This window comes from Streptomyces sp. NPDC001717 (assembly GCF_042892775.1).
In the GTDB taxonomy this organism is placed as follows: domain Bacteria; phylum Actinomycetota; class Actinomycetes; order Streptomycetales; family Streptomycetaceae; genus Streptomyces.
The window spans coordinates 66,347-85,220 of record NZ_JBIAUK010000008.1 but is presented as its reverse complement, the minus strand read 5'-3'; the positions used below and the strand labels follow the sequence as shown (position 1 = coordinate 85,220).

Here is an 18,874-nt window from a genome sequence, read left to right as displayed (position 1 = left end):
GGGCCCGGCGACGGCCTCCCGCGGACCGCCGCCGGCACGGGCTCCCGCGGCTGCGCCGAAGCCGCCCCGTGCATCCGTGCTCCGGCCCGCCGTCATCCCGCGCTCCCCGGGCTGGAGTGCCAGAGCTTGCGACCCGTCGCGGGGCCCTCGCCCGGGGGCTGGAGGTCGGCCCAGGGGTTCATCTCGTACCCCGTGGACATGCGGATCCGGCGGCCGGAGCCCTGCCCGCCGGCCGCACCGTCGGCGCCCGCCGCACCGTCACCGTCGGCGGCACCCGCACCGCCGGCACCCGCAGCGGCCTCGCCGGAGGCGGCCAGGCGGGCCGCCACCGCGTCCAGGCCGCCCGCGGCCCGCAGTTCCACCAGTTCCGCCAGGTTCCACGCCGCCGCCCCGACCACGCTCAGGCTCTGCGGACCGCGCCGCTGCACGACGCCCCGTACCAGCAGCAGGAAGGAGTGGAAGACGGTGTGCGCGCAGCGCTCGTGGCTGTCGTCGAAGAAGGCCAGGTCGACCAGGCCCGTACCGTCGTCCAGGGTCGTGAAGATGACCCGCTTCCCGGATCGGATCGGCGGGGTCTGGGTGGCCGCCTTGGCGCCCGCGACCAGCACGGTCTGCCCGTGCCGGGACTCCCGCAGCCGCCGTGCCGGGATCGCCCCCAGCTCGGCCAGGAAGGCGTGGTGGTCCGCCATCAGGTGGCGCGAGGCGTCCATGCCGAGGACACCCAGTTCGGCGCTGAGCCGTTCCGCGTCGGAGAGGTCCGGCAGTCCGACGGAGGCCGTGGACCGGCCGCCCTCCAGCGGGAGTTGCGCCCCGCCCCGGCTGCCGCCCCGCGCCCCGGCGGCCCGTTGCGCGCCGTGCAGTTCCGTCAAGTGCAGCAGGAGGTCACGACGGTTGGCCCCGAAGGCGTCCAACGCGCCTACCTGTGCCAGCCGTTCGGCGACCGGCCGCCCCGGGTGGGCCCGGTCCCAGAAGTCGCGCAGGGAGGCGTAGGGCTGCCCGGCCTCGATCCGCTCCGCCTCGGCGCCGCTGATGCCGTGGACGTCGGACAGGCCGAGCCGCAGCCCCCACACCTCCCGGGAGGAAGCCGTATCGGACACCAGTTCGATGCGGTGGGCGACCGCGGACCGGTTCACGTCCAGCGGCAGCACCGGCACGCCCCGCCGCCGCGCGTCCGCCAGCAGCAGCCGCTTCGGGTACATCCCCGGATCGTGCGTGAGCAGCCCGGCGTAGAAGGCCGCCGGGTGGTGCGCCTTGAGCCATGCGGACTGGTACGTGGGCACGGCGAAGGCCACCGCGTGCGCCTTGCAGAAGCCGTACGAGCCGAAGGCCTCCACGATCTCCCAGGTCCGGTCGATCACTTCCACCGGATAGCCGCGCTCGCGCGCTGTCGCCGCGAACCACGCCTTGATCCGCCCCTGCGAATCGGGGTCGGACAGCCCGCGCCGCACCCGGTCCGCCTCGTCCCGCCCGCAGCCGGTCATGACGTGCACGATCTCGATGATCTGCTCGTGGAAGACCACCACCCCGTACGTCTCGCGGAGCGCGTCCGCGAGGTCCTCGTGCGGGAAGCGCACCGGAGCCCGCCCGTGCCGGGCCTCGATGAACGGCCGCACCATGTCGGCGGCCACCGGCCCCGGCCGGAACAGCGAGATGTCGACGACCAGATCGTGGAAGGTCGACGGCTGGAGCCGCCCGACCAGGTCCCGCTGGCCCGGGGACTCGATCTGGAAGCAGCCCAGCGTCTCGGCCGAGCGGATCAGCTCGTAGGTGGGCCCGTCGCCCGGCGGGACCTGTGCCGGGTCGTCCAGGTCGAGCTCCTCCCCCGTGCCGCGCCGGATCTCGGCGACCGCGTGCGCCATCGCGGACTGCATCCGGACGCCCAGCACGTCGAGTTTGAGCAGTCCGAGCGCCTCCACGTCGTCCTTGTCGAACTGGGACATGGGAAAGCCCTCGCCGCTGGTGGGCACCACGGGCGTACGGGCGAGCAGCGAGGCGTCGGAGAGCAGCACCCCGCACGGGTGCATGGCGATGCCGCGCGGCAGCGCGTCCAGGGATTCGACGAGCTCCCACAGCCGCCCGTACGACTCCCCTCGTACGTCGCGCAGTTCGGGGAGCTCTTCCAGCGCGGCGCGGGCGTCGCGGGCGCGGATGTGCGGGAAGGCCTTGGCGAGCCGGTCGACGGCGGCCGGGTCCATGGACAGGGCGGCGCCGACGTCGCGGATGGCGTGCCGGACCCGGTAGGTCTCGGGCATGGAGACGGTGGCGACGCGCTCGGCGCCGAACCGGCCGATGATCCGCCGGTAGACCTCCAGCCGGCGGGCGGACTCCACGTCGATGTCGATGTCGGGCAGGACGCGGCGGCGCTTGGACAGGAACCGCTCCATCAGCAGGCCGTTCTCGACGGGGTCCGCGTGCGCGATGCCGATGAGGTGGTTGACGAGGGACCCCGCGCCGGAGCCGCGGGCGGCCACGCGGATGCCCATCTCCCGTACGTCGTCCACGACCTGGGCGACCGTCAGGAAGTAGGAGGCGTAGCCGTGGTGGGCGATGATGTCGAGCTCGTGGTGCATCCGCTCCCAGTACGCGGGGTCGTCCGCGTGGCCGCGCAGCACCATGCCGGCCGAGGCGCGGGAGGCGAGGACCCGCTGGGCGGTGCGGTGGGCCGCGCCGACGAGTCGGGCCTCGGGGAAGTGCACGGAACCCATGCCGAGATCGTCCTCGGGGTCGACGGAGCAGGCCTCGGCGGTGTTCCGGGTCTCCGCGAGCAGCCGGCGGGCGTCGGCGGGGCGCAGTCCGGCGGCCCGGGCGATGCGGTCGGCGGCCTCGGCCATGGCGGCGGGCGCCTTGAGCCAGCGCTCGCCGGTGTCGAGGGGGCCCCGGGGGTCGATGGGGACGAGCCGGCGGGCGGCGTCGAGGACGTCGGCGACCGGGCCCTGGCCGGGGTCGGCGTACCGGACGGCGTTGGTCAGCACGGCCGGGACGCCCTGCTCGGCGGCGAAGCCGACGGTACGGGCGGCCAGCCGCAGCGAGCCGGAGCCGGTGCCGGTGCGGCCGTGGTGGACGGCCTCCAGGCGGACCGCGTCCCCGAACACCTCCCGCCAGGGCGCGAGCAGCCGCGCGGCCCGGTCGGGCCGCCCGGCGGCGAGGGCCCGCCCCACGTCGGAGCCGGGCCCGAGCAGCACGAACACCCCTTCCCCGCGCAACGCCTCCCAGGGCACGACGGGTTGCCGCCCCACGTCCCGCGCGGACCCGGCGCCGGCGGGACCCGCGTGCGCGGCGGTGATCATCCGGCACAGTTCGGACCACCCTGCGGCCCCGTCCCGGGCCAGGAAGACGGCCCGCGCGGCGGACTCGTCGACGAAGGCCCCGCCCTTGACCGGGATCCGCCGCCGGTACGAGACCTCAAGGCCCCCACCGGCCCCGGAGCCGGACCCGCCCTGGCCCGTACCGAACCCCGAGCCCCCGTCGGACCCACCCGTACGGAAGGCGGCCGAGCCCCCCGACCCGGCCGACCCCGCACGGCCCGCACCGGCACGAGCACCGGCACCCACAGGGCCCGCCGCCGGCGACACGGCGAGGTCCGCGCCGAACAGCGGTCGGATCCCCTCCTTCGCGCACGCCTTCGCGAACCGCACCGCACCCGCGAGGGTGTCGCGGTCGGTCAGGGCGAGGGCATCCATGCCCCGCTCCGCGGCACGCTCCGCCAGCCGTTCCGGGTGTGAGCCTCCGTAGCGCATGGAGAACCCCGAAACGGTGTGCAGATGCGTAAAACCAGGCACCCGCGGCCTCCTGCTTCGCTCGTAGAACACCTCCCCCGTCTCCACCATAGAGCAATTCGAATACCCGTGCGAAACACTTGTTCGACCATCCAAGTGGGAGATCATCCGTTCGGCCCGCCCCTGCTGCGTCCCGTACCCGCCCCGTCGAGCGTGGGGGCATGACCCAGCGCACCGAAAGCACCGACGCAGGCCCGTCCGGCGGCTTCCTCGCCGAGATCAAGGACGCCGTGACCATCCGGGCAGCCCTGCTGGTCGTGGGGGTGCTGGCCCTCCAGCTCGCCTTCATCACCTCGTACATCGGGGCCTTTCACCAGCCGAAGCCCAGCGAGATCCCGATCGCCGTGGCAGCCCCCGCCCCACCGCTCACCGAGCGGACCGTGAAGCAGCTCGACGGCCTGCCCGGCACGCCGCTCGACGCCCGTGCGGTGGAGAACAGGGCCGTGGCCGTCGAGCAGGTCCAGAACCGGGACGTGGACGGAGCGCTGATCGTCAACCCGGCCGGCACCACCGACGAACTGCTGGTCGCCTCCGGGGCCGGCGCCTCGCTCTCCCAGGCACTGGAAACGGTCGTGGGCCTCGCCGAGAAGGCACAGGGCCGCACGGTCAAGGTCACCGACGTGGCCCCGGCCGACCGCGGCGACGCCCGCGGCCTGAGCTCCTTCTACCTGGTCATCGGCTGGTGCGTGGGCGGCTACCTGTGCGCCGCGATCCTCGCGATCAGCGCCGGCGCCCGGCCCGCGAACGCCGCCCGCGCCATCATCCGGCTCGGCGCGCTGCTCCTGTACTCGATCGCCGCGGGCCTGCTCGGCACGCTCGTCGCGGGTCCCGTCCTGGACGCCCTGCCCGGCAACATCATGGCCCTGTGGGGGCTGGGCACCCTGGTCGTCTTCGCGGTCGGCGCGATCACCCTGGCCTTCCAGGGGCTGGCCGGCGTGGTCGGCATCGGCCTCGCGATCCTGCTGGTCGTGGTGCTCGGCAACCCGAGCGCGGGCGGCGCCTACCCGTACCCGCTGCTTCCGCCGTTCTGGAGCGCCATCGGCCCGGCCCTGCCGCCGGGCGCAGGTACGTACGCCGCGCGCTCCATCACGTACTTCAAGGGCAACGGCGCGGGCGGCCCGATGCTGGTGCTGGCCGGCTGGGCGGTGCTCGGCTCGGCGGTCACCCTGGCCTGCGCGGTCTCCCGCAAGGGCCGGCCGGGGGCGGCGGTGGGCAGTGGCCTCCCCGACGACGCCCCCTCCGTCCCCCGCTCCACCGGCGAGACGACCTAGCGGAGCGGCCTCAGCAGCCGACCGGCCCCGCGCAGGGCGTGGCGGCCGACGGCCTGGCCGAGGGTGACGCCCGCCTCGTCGGCGGAGCGGCTGTGGATTCCCGAGAAGACGCGCGCGTCGACGTTCTCGCGCGTCAGCTGCTCCCAACTGGTGTAGGTCCGCCGGACGCCGGGCGCGGTCGGGCTGGTGAGGGAGAACGGCTCGGTGCGGGGCCCGGCCAGCGCGTCCAGCACCGCCTCGGCGGCACCGGCGTACGTGCCGTGGCCGCTCGGGTAGTCCGGGTGGGCCGGGGTGGCGTGCAGCGGGCTCCAGGCCGGGTCGGTGTCGATGGAGCCGGTACGGATCGCCGTGACCGGGCGCCAGCGGGTGTACGCGTACTTGCTGTCGGAGGTCGCGATCTGCGTGTCCACCAGGGCGGCGTGGAACAGCGCGACGAGCCCGGCCTGTTCGGCGACCGATCCGTGCGAGCGGGTCAGGGCCACCCGCAGCGGCTCGGTGTAGAGGGTCAGCGAGGAGCCGTACCAGAAGGTGGCCGTCTCCGTCTGCTGCGGAGTGCGCACGGTGCTGTCGGACTTCCCGTACGCGCGCACCTCCGCCAGGTCCGTCCGGTACCGCTGCGAGTCGAGCGCGGGCGGCGGGCCGACCCGGTACTGCGACGGGGAGTCGAGCAGGAAGGGCTTGGCGACGCGGTTTCCGTACTGCGCGGCGGGGGCGTAGCCGTCGGGCGTCGGCTGCCACACGCCGGGCGCGGCGGCCGGCACGGCGAAGGGCGCGTTCACCGACGCGGGGTCGAGGCCGTCGCCCTGCCGGTCGGCGAGCGCGAGGCTCGCCTGCCGGGCCCCGGCGGCGACCCCGCGCCGCTCGGCGGGTCCGTCGGGGATCTTGGCGAGGCTGCCGGCGAGCGCGGCGTCGAGCTCCGCCTTCCGGGTGGGGGCGAGGGCGACGAGCGCGTCGTGCACGGCGGAGGCGACGGCCGCGTCCTGGAACGCGGCCCGGCCGCGCCCGCCGGGGGCCTCCCGGGTGGCGCGGGCGGCGGCGAGCCAGCTGATCGCCCAGGTGCGGCTGTTGGTGACCTGGGTGGGCGCGCCCGCGGCGGCGACGGTCTGCGCGGTGGTGTCGTACCACTCGCGCACCACCGCGCCTCCGCTGTCGGCAGGGGCGGGGACGGCGGCTTGGGCGGAGGGCAGGGCGACCGTGGCGGACAGCACCAAGGCGGACCCGAAGGTGAGCAGGGCAGAGCGAGAGGGCTTCACGAACACTCCTGGCGGAAGAAGGGGCGGGACCGGGTGGGAGATCACCGACAGATCGCGCCGGCGACCCTCATCAGGTCGATCGAGCGCCGCTTCGTCAGACCGGGAGTGCGTGCCATGCGCCGAAGCTAGCCGGCTGTCCGGCCACCCCGCAACGGCCGTTGCCTGTCCCGGCCGTTCGGACACGGACCTGTCGTCCGCCCGTAACACGCGGGCGCACCTCAAAGCCCTGGGGCTCCGCCCCAGACCCCGCGCCTCAAACGCCGGGGAGCCGGCTTTTGCCGCCACGTTCCAGGGAGGGGACGGGGTGGGGACCCCGTCCGGCGCCATGAATCATGAGTCCCGGACGACACCCCACCCCGGCAGGGGGGCCCGCCCCGGTTGGGTCGGCTTCCCCTCGTGCCCCGCCGGGGGTGGCCCCCTACGCGGCCGGGCCCCCGGCAGGGGACCGGTGGACCACCTCGCCCGCCACCACCACCGTTTCGGCGACCGTGCCCGGGATCCGGTCCGCCGGGACGGTGAGGATGTCGCGGGACAGGATCACGAAGTCCGCCGCCTTGCCCACCGTCAGGGAACCCCGCTCGTCCTCCAGGAAGTTGGCGTAGGCCGAGCCCATCGTGTAGCCGTGCACGGCCGTCTCCACGTCCACCGTCTCGCCCGGCTGCCACGCCTCGCCGCCCCCGTCGAGGGACCGGCGCGTCACGGCCGTGTAGATGCCGACCATCGGGTCCATCTCGGCGACGTTCCAGTCACTGGAGAACGCCAGCACCGCCCCCGCCTCGTGCAGGCTCCGCATCGGCCACGCCTTGTGCCACCGCTCCTCGCCCACGTTCTCGGCCCAGTCCTGCCCCGGCCCCGCGATCTCCGGTGCGCAGTGCCTCGGCTGCATGCAGGCCACCACGTCCAGCTCGGCGAAGCGCGGTACGTCGTCGGGGTCGAGGCACTCCACGTGCACCACCTGGTGGCGGGCGTCGCGCGGGCCGTTGACCGCGCGGGCGTGTTCCACGGCGTCCAGGACGGTCCGGATGCCGCGGTCGCCCGTCGCGTGCACGAAGCACTGGAAGCCCCGCGCGTCCAGCTTCGCCAGGAGCTCCGCGAACTCCTCGGCCGGGTAGAAGGTCTCGCCCCGGTGCTTGCCGCAGCCCGCGTACGGTTCCAGCAGCGCCGCCGTGCGCGGCTCCACCACGTCGTCGATGTACAGCTTGAGCGGCCCGACCCGCAGCCGGTCGTCGCAGAAGCGGCGGGCGGCGTCCTCGAAGTCGGCCAGGTCGGCGTCGTCCGTCCCCCTCGGGTGGAACAGCGCGGCGACGATCCGCGAGCGCAGCCGGCCCTCCGCGCGGGCCCGTTCGTACAGTTCCAGGTCGTCGAGGGAGTTCTGCGGCTCCACCACCGTGGTGATGCCGAAGCCGATCGCGTCGTCGAGGCTCTTGGCGAGCCGCCCGTACTGCCGGTCCGGCGAGGCCCACGGCACGCCCAGGTCGCGCAGCGCGCGGTGGCCGTCGCGCGAGAGGCCCTTGACGGCGAAGTCCTTGACGAATCCGGTGGGTTCGCCGGTCTCCGGGTCCACCGCCGCCGTTCCGAAGGGCAGGTCCGTACGGTCGCGGGTGACGCCGAGGCGCCGCATCGCCGCCGTGTTCAGCCAGGCCGTGTGGACGTCGTACGAGAGCACGAGCGCGGGGGTGTCCCCGGTGACCGGGTCCAGGTCGGCGGCGGTCGGCATCCGGCCGTCCGGGATCGCGGAGTAGTCGAACGCCTCGGCCTCGATCCATTCGGCGTCCGGGTTGGTCTCCCGCCAGGCGAGGATCCGCTCGTGGATGCCTTCCAGCGTGCGCATTCCGGCGAGCTGTACGCAGGCGTCGTCGGAGCCGAGCCGGACGTGGTTGTGCGCGTCGACGAAGCCGGGGAGGACCAGCTTCCCGGCTGCGTCGATCCGCTCGGTGTCCGGGCCGGCCCAGGCGGCGGCCTCGGCGTCCGGGCCGATCCAGACGATCACCCCGTCGCGGACGGCGAGGGCTTCGGCCTCGGGGAGGTCCTGGTCCACGGTGTGGATCCGGGCTCCGGTGAGCAGGAGGTCGGCGGGGAGGGGGTGGGACATCGGGGTGTGCTCCATTGCGGGTGCGGGTGCGGGTGCGGAGGGGATGCGGGTGCGGAGGGGGTGGCGGGCGGCGGCCTGGCGTCAGGCTGCGGGAACGGCCTCGGGAACGCGCGTCGCCTGCACCGCGCGGCGGGCCAGGGCCCAGTACGCGAGCGCGGAGACGACCGAGCCGAGCAGGGTGAGGTCGGCGCCGCCGAGCGGGGCCACGAGCGGCCCGGTCCACAGCGCGGAGTCGCAGGTCAGGGCGGCGAACACCATGCCCGCCAGGAGTGCGGCCATCCCGGCCGGGTGGTAGCCGGCGCGGTACCAGTAGGCGCCCGCGCTCCCGCTGTGCAGCGCGTCGGCGTCGTAGTGGCAGCGGCGCAGCAGCATGTCGGCCAGGAAGACCCCGCCCCAGGGGGCGAACACGATGATCAGGAGGGAGAGGAAGGAGAGCAGGGAGGTGGTGAAGTCGGTGAGGAACAGCGCGGCGAGCGAGCCGACGGCGGTGACGGCGGCGCTGATGCCGAGGGCGCGGGCGCGGCTCCACGGGATGCCGAGGACCTGGAGGTTCAGGCTGGACGAGTAGAGCGTGATGATCGAGTTGGTGACGGATCCACCGAGCACGAGGGTCAGGAACAGCGGCTGGAACCAGCCCGGGAGCAGCCCCTGGGCCCCGGCGACCGCGTCGGTCATGTCGGTCCGGGTGGCGGCGGCCACGCCCGCGACGCCGAGGGCCACGGAGGAGACGAAGCCGCCGAGGGCGCCGGTCCAGGTGATGGACTTCAGCGAGGTGGTGCGGGGCAGGTAGCGGGTGTAGTCGGCGGGCATCGGCAGGTACGAGAACGGCCCGGCGAGCATGACCACGAAGGCCAGGCTCCAGCCGGACAGCCCGGGCGCCGCGGACGGGGCGGAGGTGTCGGCGCCGGGCAGGACGAGCACGAGGAGCGCGCCGAATCCGGCGGCCAGCGCGTACGCCGCCCAGCGCTCGGCGAACTGCACGGTGGCGTGGCCCCACATGGCGACGGTGAAGGTCAGCGCGAGGGTGATCAGGAGGGCGAGGGCGCGAGCCGGCTTCCCTTCCGCCAGGCCGGTCTGGGCGAGGATCAGCTCCAGTGCCAGGGTGCCCACGACGGTGTTGACGATGGTGTAGCCGATGCTCACCACCCAGTTGAGCACTCCGGCGGGGAAGTTGCCGCGGACGCCGAAGGCGGCGCGGGAGATGACCAGGGTGGCGGTGCCGGTGCGGATCCCGCTGAGCCCGGCGGCGCTGACGGCGAAGAACGACAGTCCGCTGACCACGACCACGGCGGTGGCCTGCCAGAAGGAGAGCCCGAAGGCCACGGCCAGGGCACCGTTGATCACGTAGGTGAAGGTCAGGTTGGAGCCGAACCAGAGCCAGAAGAGGTCCATGGCACTGCCGTGCCGTTCCTCGTCCGGGATCGGGTCGATGCCGTGCGTTTCGACCTTGAAGACCTCGTCGCTCATCCGCTTACACCCCTGACTGATCTTGAACGGCGTTCTAAGTTGTTGAATGGCATTCAAGATGAGGGGTGGACCACGCGGCCGTCAAGACCCTGTTCGGGATAAGGTCTGGCCAAGGCGGACGGAGGGCGGGACCGGTGGCAGGAGCGGCACGGCGGCGCGACGGGCAGATCGCCCAGGAACGCATGCTCGAAGAGGCCATGGCGGCGATCGCCGAGGACGGGCTCGCCGCTCTGACCATGTCCAAGCTGGCCGAGCGGCTGGGCACCAGCGGCGGGCACATCCTGTACTACTTCGGCAGCAAGGACCGGCTCCTGCTGGAGGCGCTGCGCTGGAGCGAGGAACTGCTCACCGATGAGCGCCGGGCCCTCCTCGGCCGCCGGGTGACGGCCTCCCGCAAGCTCGACCAGTACCTGGAGCTCTACCTCCCCGAGGGGCCGCGCGACCCGCGCTGGACCCTGTGGATCGAGCTGTGGGCCCGTACCGCCTCCAACGAACCGCTGAAGGCGGCCCAGGAGGAGATCGACGACAGCTGGCAGCGGGACCTGGAGGCGCTGCTGGCCAAGGGCGTGGACCAGGGCCGCTTCGCCCCCATGGACATCCCGGCCCGGGCCTCGGAACTCCTGGCGCTGCTGGACGGCCTGAGCACCCGGGTCGTCCTCGGCCAGCGCGGCGCCGACCGCGCGAGGGCCCTGGCGCAGGCCCGCTCGGCGGCGGCGCTCCTGATCCCCGCCGCATAGCGAACGGCCCGCTCGGGCCTGTCGCCCGGGCGGGCCGTTCGGTGTGCTCAGCAGTCGGCGGGCGCCCCCTCGGCGTTGCCGTAGTACGCCTGGCGCATCAGACGCTCCATGTCGTCGATCATCGGCATCCGCGGGTTGGCGGGGGCGCACTGGTCGGCGTAGGCGTTCACGGCCTGGACCGGCAGGGCCTCGATGAAGGCCCGCTCGTCGACGCCCGCCTCGGCAAAGGAGGCGGGGATCCCGCACGCGGTGCGGAGCTCCTCGACGGCCCTGGCGTACGACTCGACGCCCTCGGCCGGGGTGGCGGCCGGCAGGCCCAGCATCCTCGCGATCTCCTGGAAGCGCTCCGGGGCCCGGTAGACCTCGGCCTTCGGCCACGGGGTGGCCTTGTGCGTGACCGTGCCGTTGTGGCGGATCACGTGCGGCAGCAGGATCGCGTTGGTGCGGCCGTGGGCGACGTGGAAGGTGTTGCCGAGGGTGTGCGCCATGGCGTGCACGAGGCCCAGGAAGGCGTTGGCGAAGGCCATGCCGGCGACCGTCCCGGCGTTGTGCATCTTCTCGCGGGCCTCGGGGTCGTTCGGCCCGTCGACGACGCACCGCCGGAGGTTCTCGAAGATCAGCTTGATCGCCTGGAGGCAGAGGCCGTCCGTGTAGTCGTTGGAGTACGCGGACACGTACGCCTCGGTCGCGTGCGTCAGGGCGTCGAAGCCGGAGTCGGCGGTCACGGCGGGCGGCAGCCCCATCGGCAGGACCGGGTCGACGATGGCGACGTCCGGGGTCAGCGCGTAGTCCGCGAGGGGGTACTTCCGGGCCGCGGCCGGGTCGGAGATGACGGCGAACGGGGTGACCTCGGAGCCGGTGCCCGAGGTGGTCGGGATGGCGACCATCCGGGCCTTCCCGCCGAGCGAGGGGAAGGTGTAGGCGCGCTTGCGGACGTCGAAGAACTTCTCCTTGGTGTCCGCGAACTCCACCTCGGGGTGCTCGTACATCAGCCACATGATCTTCGCGGCGTCCATCGGGGAGCCGCCGCCGAGGCCGATGATCGTGTCGGGCCCGAAGTCGCGCATCATCGCGGCGCCCGCCCGCACGGTCGACAGCTCCGGGTCGGGTTCGACGCCGTCGATGACCTGGACGGCGACGGAACCCTCGCGGGCCTGGAGGATGTCGGTCACCTTCTGTACGAAGCCGAGGGCGACCATGGTCTTGTCGGTGACGACGGAGACCCGGCCGATGCCCTCCATCTCCCCGAGGTAGCGCAGGGAGTTGCGCTCGAAGTAGATCTTCGGCGGGACCTTGAACCACTGCATGTTGGTGTTGCGCCGTCCGATCCGCTTGACGTTGATCAGGTTCACCGCGGTGACGTTGTCGGACACCGAGTTGTGGCCGTAGGAGCCGCAGCCGAGCGTGAGCGAGGGCAGGAAGGCGTTGTAGACGTCGCCGATGCCGCCGAAGGTGGAGGGCGAGTTGGCGATGACGCGGACCGCCTTGACCCGCCGGCCGAACTCCTCGACGAGTTCCTCGTCCTCGGCGTGGACGGCGGCGCTGTGGCCCAGTCCGTGGAACTCGACCATCGCGGCGGCGAGTTCGAGTCCGTGCTCGGTGTCGGACGCCTTCAGGGCGGCCAGTACCGGGGAGAGCTTCTCGCGGGTCAGCGGCTCGCCCTCGCCGACCTCGTCGCACTCGACGAGGAGGATGGAGGTGCCTTCGGGGACGGTGAAGCCAGCCTGTTCGGCGATCCACCGCGGGGACCTGCCGACGACCGCCGGGTTCAGCTTCGCGCCGGAGACGTCGGCGGCGTGGGCCGTCGTGCCGAAGACGTACTGCTCCAGCTTGGTCTTCTCGGCCGCGGACACCACGTGCGCGCCGAGCCGCCGGAACTCGGCCAGGCCCTGCTCGTAGATCTCCCGGTCCAGGATGACGGCCTGCTCGGAGGCGCAGATCATGCCGTTGTCGAAGGCCTTGGAGAGCACGATGTCGTGGATCGCACGGCCGAGCCGGGCGCTCTTGTGGACGTACGCCGGGACGTTGCCGGCGCCGACGCCGAGGGCGGGCTTCCCGCAGGAGTAGGCGGCCTTGACCATCGCGTTCCCGCCGGTCGCGAGGATGGTGGAGACGCCCGGGTGGTTCATCAGCGCGGCGGTCGCCTCCATCGAGGGGGCGGTCACCCACTGCACGCAGTGCTCCGGGGCGCCGGCGGCGACGGCCGCGTCGCGGACGATGCGGGCTGCCTCGGCGGAGCAGTGCTGCGCCGACGGGTGGAAGGCGAAGACGATCGGGTTGCGGGTCTTCAGCGCGATCAGCGCCTTGAAGACCGTCGTCGAGGTCGGGTTGGTGACGGGGGTCATCGCGCAGACGACGCCGACGGGTTCGGCGATCTCGGTGATGCCGTTCGGTTCGTCGCGGCGGATGACGCCCGCGGTCTTCAGGCCCCGCATCGAGTTGACGACGTGCTCGCAGGCGAAGAGGTTCTTGACCGCCTTGTCCTCGAAGAGGCCGCGGCCGGTCTCCTCGACGGCGAGGCGGGCGAGTTCGCCGTGTGCGCCCAGTGCCGCCAGGGAAGCCTTCTTGACGATGTGGTCGACCTGCTCCTGGCTGAACGACTCGAACCTGCCGAGCGCGCCCAGCGCCCTCTCGACCAGTCCGTCCACCATCTCGTTGGCCTGCATGGCAGGAACTCCCTCATTTCGAACCCGCCCCGGCCACAAGGCCTGCGCGGACCTGTTTTCCTGATGCCTCAATTCGACACCCGAAAGCGGAATCAGCGGCGCCGAAAAAGGCCTTTCCCGGTGGACCGAAGGTCCGTTCACGCCCGTTCACGCCCCCTCGGCCACCATCTTGACCTGGGCATATGCGGGAGGACTAAAGGCCCCTGCGCATTTGTGAAAACATTCACAAGAATTTCGCGCGAAGTGCGCCCTACCGCGCTCCTCCGCCGGCGAGCACAATCACGGTGACCAGTCGAATCGGCCGCGAGGGAGGCAGTGCGTGCGCAATCAGGTGCGTGCCACGGACGGACGGGCGCTCACGGTGGAGCGCTGGGGCGATCCGGACGGCAAACCGGTGTTCCTGCTCCACGGCATGCCCGGCAGCAGACTCGGGCCGGCCCCCCGGGGCATGGTCCTCTACCAGCGCCGCATGCAGCTCATCGCCTACGACCGGCCCGGCTACGGCGGTTCCGACCGCCACCCGGGCCGTACCGTCGCCGACGTCGCCCAGGACGTGGCCGCCATCGCGGACGCCCTCGGCTTCGACACCTTCGCGGTGGCCGGCCGCTCCGGCGGCGGCCCCGGCGCCCTGGCCTGCGCCGCCCTGCTGCCGGACCGGGTGACCCGCACGGCGGCCCTGGTGCCGATGGCCCCCCGGGACGCGGAGGACCTGGACTGGTTCGCCGGGATGGCCGCGTCGAACGTGAAGGAGTACACCACCGCCTCCAGCGACCCCGAGGAACTGGCGGCCCGGCTCATCCCCCGCGCGGCCGGCATCGCCCGGGACCCCGGACGGCTCCTCGACGAGCTGCGCCGCGAGTTGACCGCCAGCGACCGCATGATCGTCTCGGACGCCGGTCTGCGGTCGATGCTGCTGCGCAACTACCGCGAGGGGGTGCGGACTTCGGCCTGGGGCTGGATCGACGACATGCTCGCCTTCAGCAGCCCCTGGGGCTTCGACCCCGCCGACATCCGCTGCCCGGTGCTGATCTGGCACGGGGAGCTCGACGTGTTCTCCCCCGTCGGCCACGCCCGCTGGCTGGCCCGCCGGATCCCGGGCGCCACGACCACCTTCGACCCGGCGGCCGCACACTTCGCGGCCCTGCGCGCGCTGCCCGACGTCCTCACCTGGCTCCTGCGCGACCTGCCCACACCCCCACTCAGCGAACAGCAGCCCGCCTGATCCGAAAGGCGGCCCCTAGACCGACCGGGCGTCCGCCAGCAGTCCGAGCACCTCGCCGAGCCGTTCCCGTACCGCGGAATCGGCGAGGGTCCCGTCCGGGCCGGACGGCTGCCCGCTCGCGGGGATCCGTACGCAGGCCTCCTCCACGACCTGCGCGCCCGTGTAGCCGAGGACCGTGCGCAGCGTGGCCTCCGCGCCCTCGCCGCGGCCCGGGGCGGCGGCGTTCACCCAGGCCACGGGCTTGTCTCCGATCTCGGTGCCGCCGACCGTCCAGTCCAGCAGGTTCTTGAACGAACCCGGCAGGGTGCCCGCGTACTCGGGGGCGCAGATCAGGATCGCGTCCGCCCGGTCGATGGCGGCCCGCAGCGTCGCGACCGGCTCCGGCAGGGGGTCGACGTCGTCGTCCGGGTTGAAGTGCGGCAGGGCCGCCAGCCCCTCGTAGAAGATCGTCCGCACCCGTGCGGGGCCCTCGGCGGCCACGGCGTGCGCGGTGCGCAGCACCGCCTCGTTGGAGGAACCGGCGCGCAGACTTCCGGACAACAGCAGGATCAGCGGTGTGGTGGTCATCCGGCCAACCTACCGACCGGACTCCGCGCAGGTCAGACCCGTTCCGTGCACGACTCCCGACCGTCCCCGGACCGCCGGAAAGAGAAAAGGATCTTGACGTGCGGCAAACGGGCGATTGGCCGACCTCGGGTAATGCTGCACGCTTTCTATAGAACGGGTGATCCGGCGTCATGTCTCGGTCGCTCAATGGAGTGTGGCCGAGTAAAGTCCCCCTTGACATCAGCACGTGGCTGCTGTCATTCACATGACCATTCAACATGGCTTCCCCGAGGACGGTGTCGTGAACACTTCCGCAACCCCCCCGACCTGCACGGTCAAGGCCGACCGGGTCCCCCTCGACCGGATCGACGTCCGCAGTGCTTCCGCGGCCGCCGCACTCGGTCGGGTGCTGAAGACGGAATCCGGCCGCGCCGTCCAGGCCCCCATCTTCAACTCCGCCCTCTGACGGCGGAGTAAGCGCTCTAGACTGGTGGAATGACCGGCCTGATCGCTTTTCGCGAGATCGTCCTGAAAGTTCACAGCAGATGCGATCTTGCTTGTGATCATTGCTACGTCTACGAACACGCAGATCAGAGCTGGCGAGCCCGGCCGAAAGTGATCTCCCCCGAGGTTATTGCGACCACCGCGTCCAGGCTCGCCGAACATGCCCGTGACCATGCACTCCCCTCCGTCACGGTGATCCTCCATGGAGGGGAACCCCTGTTGGCGGGCCCCGCCCGACTCCGCCTCGTGTGCGAGGAGTTCACACGGGCCCTCGCCGGGACCGCCGAACTCGACCTGCGGATCCACACGAACGGCCTCCAGCTCAGCACCCGTTATCTCGACCTCTTCGACGAGTTCGGCGTACGGGTCGGTATCTCCCTCGACGGGGACCGCGCCGCCAACGACCGCCACCGCCGCTTCGCGGACGGCCGTACGAGCCATCCGCTGGTCCTGGCCGCCGTCGCCCTGCTCCGCTCCGCGCCGTACCGCCACCTCTACCAGGGTCTGCTCTGCACCGTGGACGTGGCCAACGACCCCGTCGCCGTACTGGACGCGCTCGTCGAACTGGAGCCGCCGCGGGTCGACTTCCTCCTCCCCCACGCCACGTGGGAAACGCCTCCGGCCCGCCCCGACGACGCCCCCGACGCCTACGCCCGCTGGCTCCTGCGGATCTTCGACCACTGGGAGCGGCTCGAACGGCCGGTTCCCGTACGGCTCTTCGACTCCCTGCTGTCCACCCTGCGCGGCGGGCCCAGCCTCACCGAGTCCCTCGGGCTCGCGCCCACCGACCTGGTCGTCGTCGAAACCGACGGGACGCTGGAGCAGGTGGACTCGCTCAAGAGCGCCTTCGAGGGCGCCGCGGCGACCGGCTTCAACGTCTTCGACCACGCGTTTGACCAGGTCGCGGCCCATCCCGGGGTCCGTGCCCGACAGCTGGGCCTGGCGGGCGTCAGCGATGCGTGCCGCCGGTGCCCCGTCGTACGTTCGTGCGGGGGCGGGCTCTACACGCACCGCTACCGGGACGCGAACGGCTTCGACAACCCCTCCGTCTACTGCACCGATCTGCGCGAACTGGTGGACGGGGTCGAGGGCCGCACCGCCGCCGCCACGACCGCTCCGCAACTGACCGACCCCGACCGGCTGGCCGGCTCCCAGCAGGAGCTGACCCGGGTCCTGCTGGCCCGCCTGCACGCGGACCTGGCCGCCGAGCCCGACTGGGCCCGCGCCTGGGAGTTGCTCGGCGCGGCGGAGCGGGCCGGGGAGGCGGGCGCCCTGGCGTCGGACGCCGTACTGGACCACCCGTTCACCCGTACCTGGATCCTGGCGGCCCTGGACGGCGCCGACGCCCCGGACGGCCCCGAGGCCGCCCGCAGGCTGACCGCGCTCGCGGCGGCCGCGGTGCTGCGGGGCGGACTGGACCTGCCGGCCGAGGTGGCCTTCCGCGACGGCGAGGTGTACCTGCCGACGCTCGGGCTGCTGCGGCTCGGAGAGCCCGGCACCGAGGGCCGCGCCGTGCTGCGCGTCGCGGACGAGGGGTACGTCGCCCGGGACGGCCGCACCGAGCACCGCTTCGGCCCCGCCGCGGGCGACGCGCGCTGGCAGCCCGTACGGACCTGGTCCCCCGGACCGGACGAGATTCCGGTCGCGCTGGAGGACCTCGACCCGTACCGCAACTGCTTCGCCCGCCCGCCCAGGCTGCGGCTCGGCGCCGGGGAGACCGAGGAGTGGCGGGGCCGCCTCGACGGGGCGTGGGCGCTGCTGCGCTCCGCCGTACCGGAGTTCGCCCGGTCGGCGGCCGGCGGGCTGACCACGCTGACCCCGCTCGCGGGCGGCCCGCGGGCCGGCGACTGGGGCGAGGCGGGCCGGCACGGGCCGGGGGCGCTCGGGGTGCCGTACACGGCGGGGGTCCCGGAGACCGCGCTGGCGCTGCTCACCGGGCAGCGCCGGGCCCGGCTGCGGGCGCTGACCGAGGTGGCCGACCTGTACGCGCTGGACGGGCAGTGGCAGCACCCGTCGCCGTGGCGCTCCCGCCCCGTCCCGGTGTCCCGGCTGCTGGCGGACGTCCACGAGCGGGTGGCGGTGGAGGCCTACCGGCGGGCCACGAAGTCCCCGGAGCCGGGCGGCTCGGACCACATCCACCAGGCCCTGGACCGGCTCGCGGGGGCGGCGGAGCTGACCGTCACCGGCAAGCGGCTGGTCGAGGAACTCCGTTGGGAACTGAAGGCGGTCCACGCGTGACGGCCTCCGGCCCGGGCAACGGGGGCGGCACCGGCCCGGCAATGCCCGCGCCGCCGGGCGAAGCCCTCGTCCCGGACGGCCCGGCCGCAGCCGCACGCGCGCCCCTCGGCGGACCCCCGGTCCCGGCCGGCGGAAGCCCGGCCGCGGACCGACGACGGGGCAGCGCGGCCGACGGCCCTGTCGGGGCCGTCCCCGCCCGGGCGGGGACGGCCCCGGTTCCCTCCGGCGAGCCGCGAGGCGTACTGGCCCTCGCGGTGCACCTGCGGTTGCTCGGGGTGCGGCCGGGGATGCGGCTGCTCGTGCACGCCTCGCTCGGGGGGACGGGGCTCGGGGCGGAGCCCTTGCGGGACGCCCTGCTGGGCGTGCTCGGGCCGCGCGGGACGCTCGTGGTCCCCGCGTTCACCCCGGAGAACTCCACCACCTCCAGCGCGCACCTGGCGCGGATCGCCGGGCTGTCGGGGCCCGAGGTGGCGGCCTTCCGGGAGCGGATGCCCGCCTTCGACCCGGCGAGCACCCCCAGCCAGGGCATGGGCGCGCTGGCCGAGGCCGTCCGTACCGCGCCCGGAGCCGCGCGCAGCGCCCACCCGCAGACCTCCTTCGCCGCGGTCGGCGCCGACGCGGAGCGGCTCTGTTCCGGGCACCGGCTGGAAAGCCACATGGGCGAGGAGTCGCCGCTGGGAAAGCTGTGCTGGGAGGGGGCCCAGGTACTCATGATCAATGTGGGATTTTCCGTCTGCTCGGCATTCCATCTCGCGGAGTATCGAATTCCGAAGCCCCCCTTGCGCATGTACGAGTGTGTGGTGAAGGTGAACCTTCCAGGGGAAAGGCAGGGGCCCCTGCGGGACCGGCAGGGGCACCTGCAAGAGGGGGAGTGGACCTCGTACGAGGACGTCGCGCTGGACGACAGCGATTTCGCCGAGATCGGCGGCGCGTTCCCGGACTCCGGGGTGCGCAGGGGGCGGGTGGGAGGGGCTTCGGCCATGCTCTTCTCCCTGCCCGAGGCCGTTGATCACGCGCTCGAGTGGATGACCGAAAACCGACGCTGATTGACTGAACGATGAGGGGATGCGGCGAAGCAGCTCCGGAATGATGTTCCTTCGCT

General features: G+C 73.2%; 13 protein-coding genes. 6 read left to right on the top strand and 7 right to left on the bottom strand.

Annotated elements, in window-relative coordinates:
• Positions 1-92: 92 nt before the first annotated feature.
• Positions 93-3,827, bottom strand: a complete 3,735-nt coding sequence (locus ACFYZL_RS16480; RefSeq protein ID WP_388679531.1) for a DNA polymerase III subunit alpha — start codon at positions 3,825-3,827, stop codon at positions 93-95.
• 110 nt (positions 3,828-3,937) lie between these two features.
• On the opposite strand from ACFYZL_RS16480, the gene ACFYZL_RS16475 reads away from it, so the two are divergent.
• A complete protein-coding gene (locus tag ACFYZL_RS16475) occupies positions 3,938-5,047 on the top strand; it encodes a DUF3533 domain-containing protein (RefSeq protein ID WP_384748384.1) in 1,110 nt (369 codons plus the stop codon).
• On the opposite strand, the gene ACFYZL_RS16470 is transcribed toward ACFYZL_RS16475, so the two are convergent.
• The 4 genes from ACFYZL_RS16470 to ACFYZL_RS16455 all read right to left on the bottom strand — a co-directional run bounded on the left by ACFYZL_RS16470 (position 5,044) and on the right by ACFYZL_RS16455 (position 9,859).
• Positions 5,044-6,300: a vanadium-dependent haloperoxidase gene (locus tag ACFYZL_RS16470; protein WP_384748387.1), complete on the bottom strand. Its 1,257-nt coding sequence runs from the start codon at positions 6,298-6,300 to the stop codon at positions 5,044-5,046. The genes ACFYZL_RS16475 and ACFYZL_RS16470 overlap by 4 nt on opposite strands.
• Before the next feature lie 41 nt (positions 6,301-6,341).
• A complete protein-coding gene (locus tag ACFYZL_RS16465) occupies positions 6,342-6,416 on the bottom strand; it encodes a putative leader peptide (protein WP_384748421.1) in 75 nt (24 codons plus the stop codon).
• A 302-nt stretch (positions 6,417-6,718) separates the two neighbouring features.
• Positions 6,719-8,392 carry an amidohydrolase gene (locus ACFYZL_RS16460; RefSeq protein ID WP_388679527.1) on the bottom strand — a complete coding sequence of 558 codons (1,674 nt, stop codon included), beginning with the start codon at positions 8,390-8,392 and terminating at the stop codon, positions 6,719-6,721.
• Between the two features lie 81 nt (positions 8,393-8,473).
• Positions 8,474-9,859: a purine-cytosine permease family protein gene (locus ACFYZL_RS16455; RefSeq protein WP_384748393.1), complete on the bottom strand. Its 1,386-nt coding sequence runs from the start codon at positions 9,857-9,859 to the stop codon at positions 8,474-8,476.
• 134 nt (positions 9,860-9,993) lie between these two features.
• Here ACFYZL_RS16455 and ACFYZL_RS16450 point away from each other — a divergent pair, with 134 nt between their 5' ends.
• Positions 9,994-10,596 carry a TetR/AcrR family transcriptional regulator gene (locus ACFYZL_RS16450; protein WP_384748396.1) on the top strand — a complete coding sequence of 201 codons (603 nt, stop codon included), beginning with the start codon at positions 9,994-9,996 and terminating at the stop codon, positions 10,594-10,596.
• Positions 10,597-10,643: 47 nt separating this feature from the next.
• On the opposite strand, the gene adhE is transcribed toward ACFYZL_RS16450, so the two are convergent.
• Positions 10,644-13,262 (bottom strand): bifunctional acetaldehyde-CoA/alcohol dehydrogenase, encoded by a 2,619-nt coding sequence (gene adhE / locus ACFYZL_RS16445; protein ID WP_388679523.1) that lies wholly within the window; start codon positions 13,260-13,262, stop codon positions 10,644-10,646.
• A gap of 319 nt (positions 13,263-13,581) precedes the next feature.
• Here adhE and ACFYZL_RS16440 point away from each other — a divergent pair, with 319 nt between their 5' ends.
• Complete coding sequence (locus tag ACFYZL_RS16440; RefSeq protein WP_384748402.1) at positions 13,582-14,484, top strand: alpha/beta fold hydrolase; 903 nt, start codon at positions 13,582-13,584, stop codon at positions 14,482-14,484.
• Between the two features lie 15 nt (positions 14,485-14,499).
• On the opposite strand, the gene ACFYZL_RS16435 is transcribed toward ACFYZL_RS16440, so the two are convergent.
• Complete coding sequence (locus ACFYZL_RS16435; RefSeq protein WP_388679519.1) at positions 14,500-15,051, bottom strand: NADPH-dependent FMN reductase; 552 nt, start codon at positions 15,049-15,051, stop codon at positions 14,500-14,502.
• 280 nt (positions 15,052-15,331) lie between these two features.
• Here ACFYZL_RS16435 and fxsA point away from each other — a divergent pair, with 280 nt between their 5' ends.
• From fxsA to ACFYZL_RS16420, 3 genes are read left to right on the top strand one after another with little or no spacing between them, the layout of a single operon-like run.
• Complete coding sequence (gene fxsA / locus ACFYZL_RS16430) at positions 15,332-15,496, top strand: FxSxx-COOH cyclophane-containing RiPP peptide (protein WP_384730849.1); 165 nt, start codon at positions 15,332-15,334, stop codon at positions 15,494-15,496.
• Positions 15,497-15,525: 29 nt separating this feature from the next.
• Positions 15,526-17,772 carry a radical SAM/SPASM protein FxsBH, inactivated beta-hydroxylase extension form gene (gene fxsBH, locus ACFYZL_RS16425; RefSeq protein WP_384748408.1) on the top strand — a complete coding sequence of 749 codons (2,247 nt, stop codon included), beginning with the start codon at positions 15,526-15,528 and terminating at the stop codon, positions 17,770-17,772.
• Complete coding sequence (locus tag ACFYZL_RS16420) at positions 17,769-18,818, top strand: aminoglycoside N(3)-acetyltransferase (RefSeq protein WP_388679515.1); 1,050 nt, start codon at positions 17,769-17,771, stop codon at positions 18,816-18,818. Before fxsBH ends, ACFYZL_RS16420 begins: the two co-directional genes overlap by 4 nt.
• Positions 18,819-18,874: the final 56 nt, after the last annotated feature.

Excerpts from the sequence above, each read along its gene's own strand:
- ACFYZL_RS16480 (WP_388679531.1), bottom strand. The coding sequence starts at position 3,827 with ATGGTGGAGACGGGGGAGGTGTTCTACGAGCGAAGCAGGAGGCCGCGG.
- ACFYZL_RS16475 (WP_384748384.1), top strand. The coding sequence starts at position 3,938 with ATGACCCAGCGCACCGAAAGCACCGACGCAGGCCCGTCCGGCGGCTTC.
- ACFYZL_RS16460 (WP_388679527.1), bottom strand. The coding sequence starts at position 8,392 with ATGTCCCACCCCCTCCCCGCCGACCTCCTGCTCACCGGAGCCCGGATC.
- ACFYZL_RS16455 (WP_384748393.1), bottom strand. The coding sequence starts at position 9,859 with ATGAGCGACGAGGTCTTCAAGGTCGAAACGCACGGCATCGACCCGATC.
- adhE (WP_388679523.1), bottom strand. The coding sequence starts at position 13,262 with ATGCAGGCCAACGAGATGGTGGACGGACTGGTCGAGAGGGCGCTGGGC.
- ACFYZL_RS16435 (WP_388679519.1), bottom strand. The coding sequence starts at position 15,051 with ATGACCACCACACCGCTGATCCTGCTGTTGTCCGGAAGTCTGCGCGCC.
- fxsBH (WP_384748408.1), top strand. The coding sequence starts at position 15,526 with ATGACCGGCCTGATCGCTTTTCGCGAGATCGTCCTGAAAGTTCACAGC.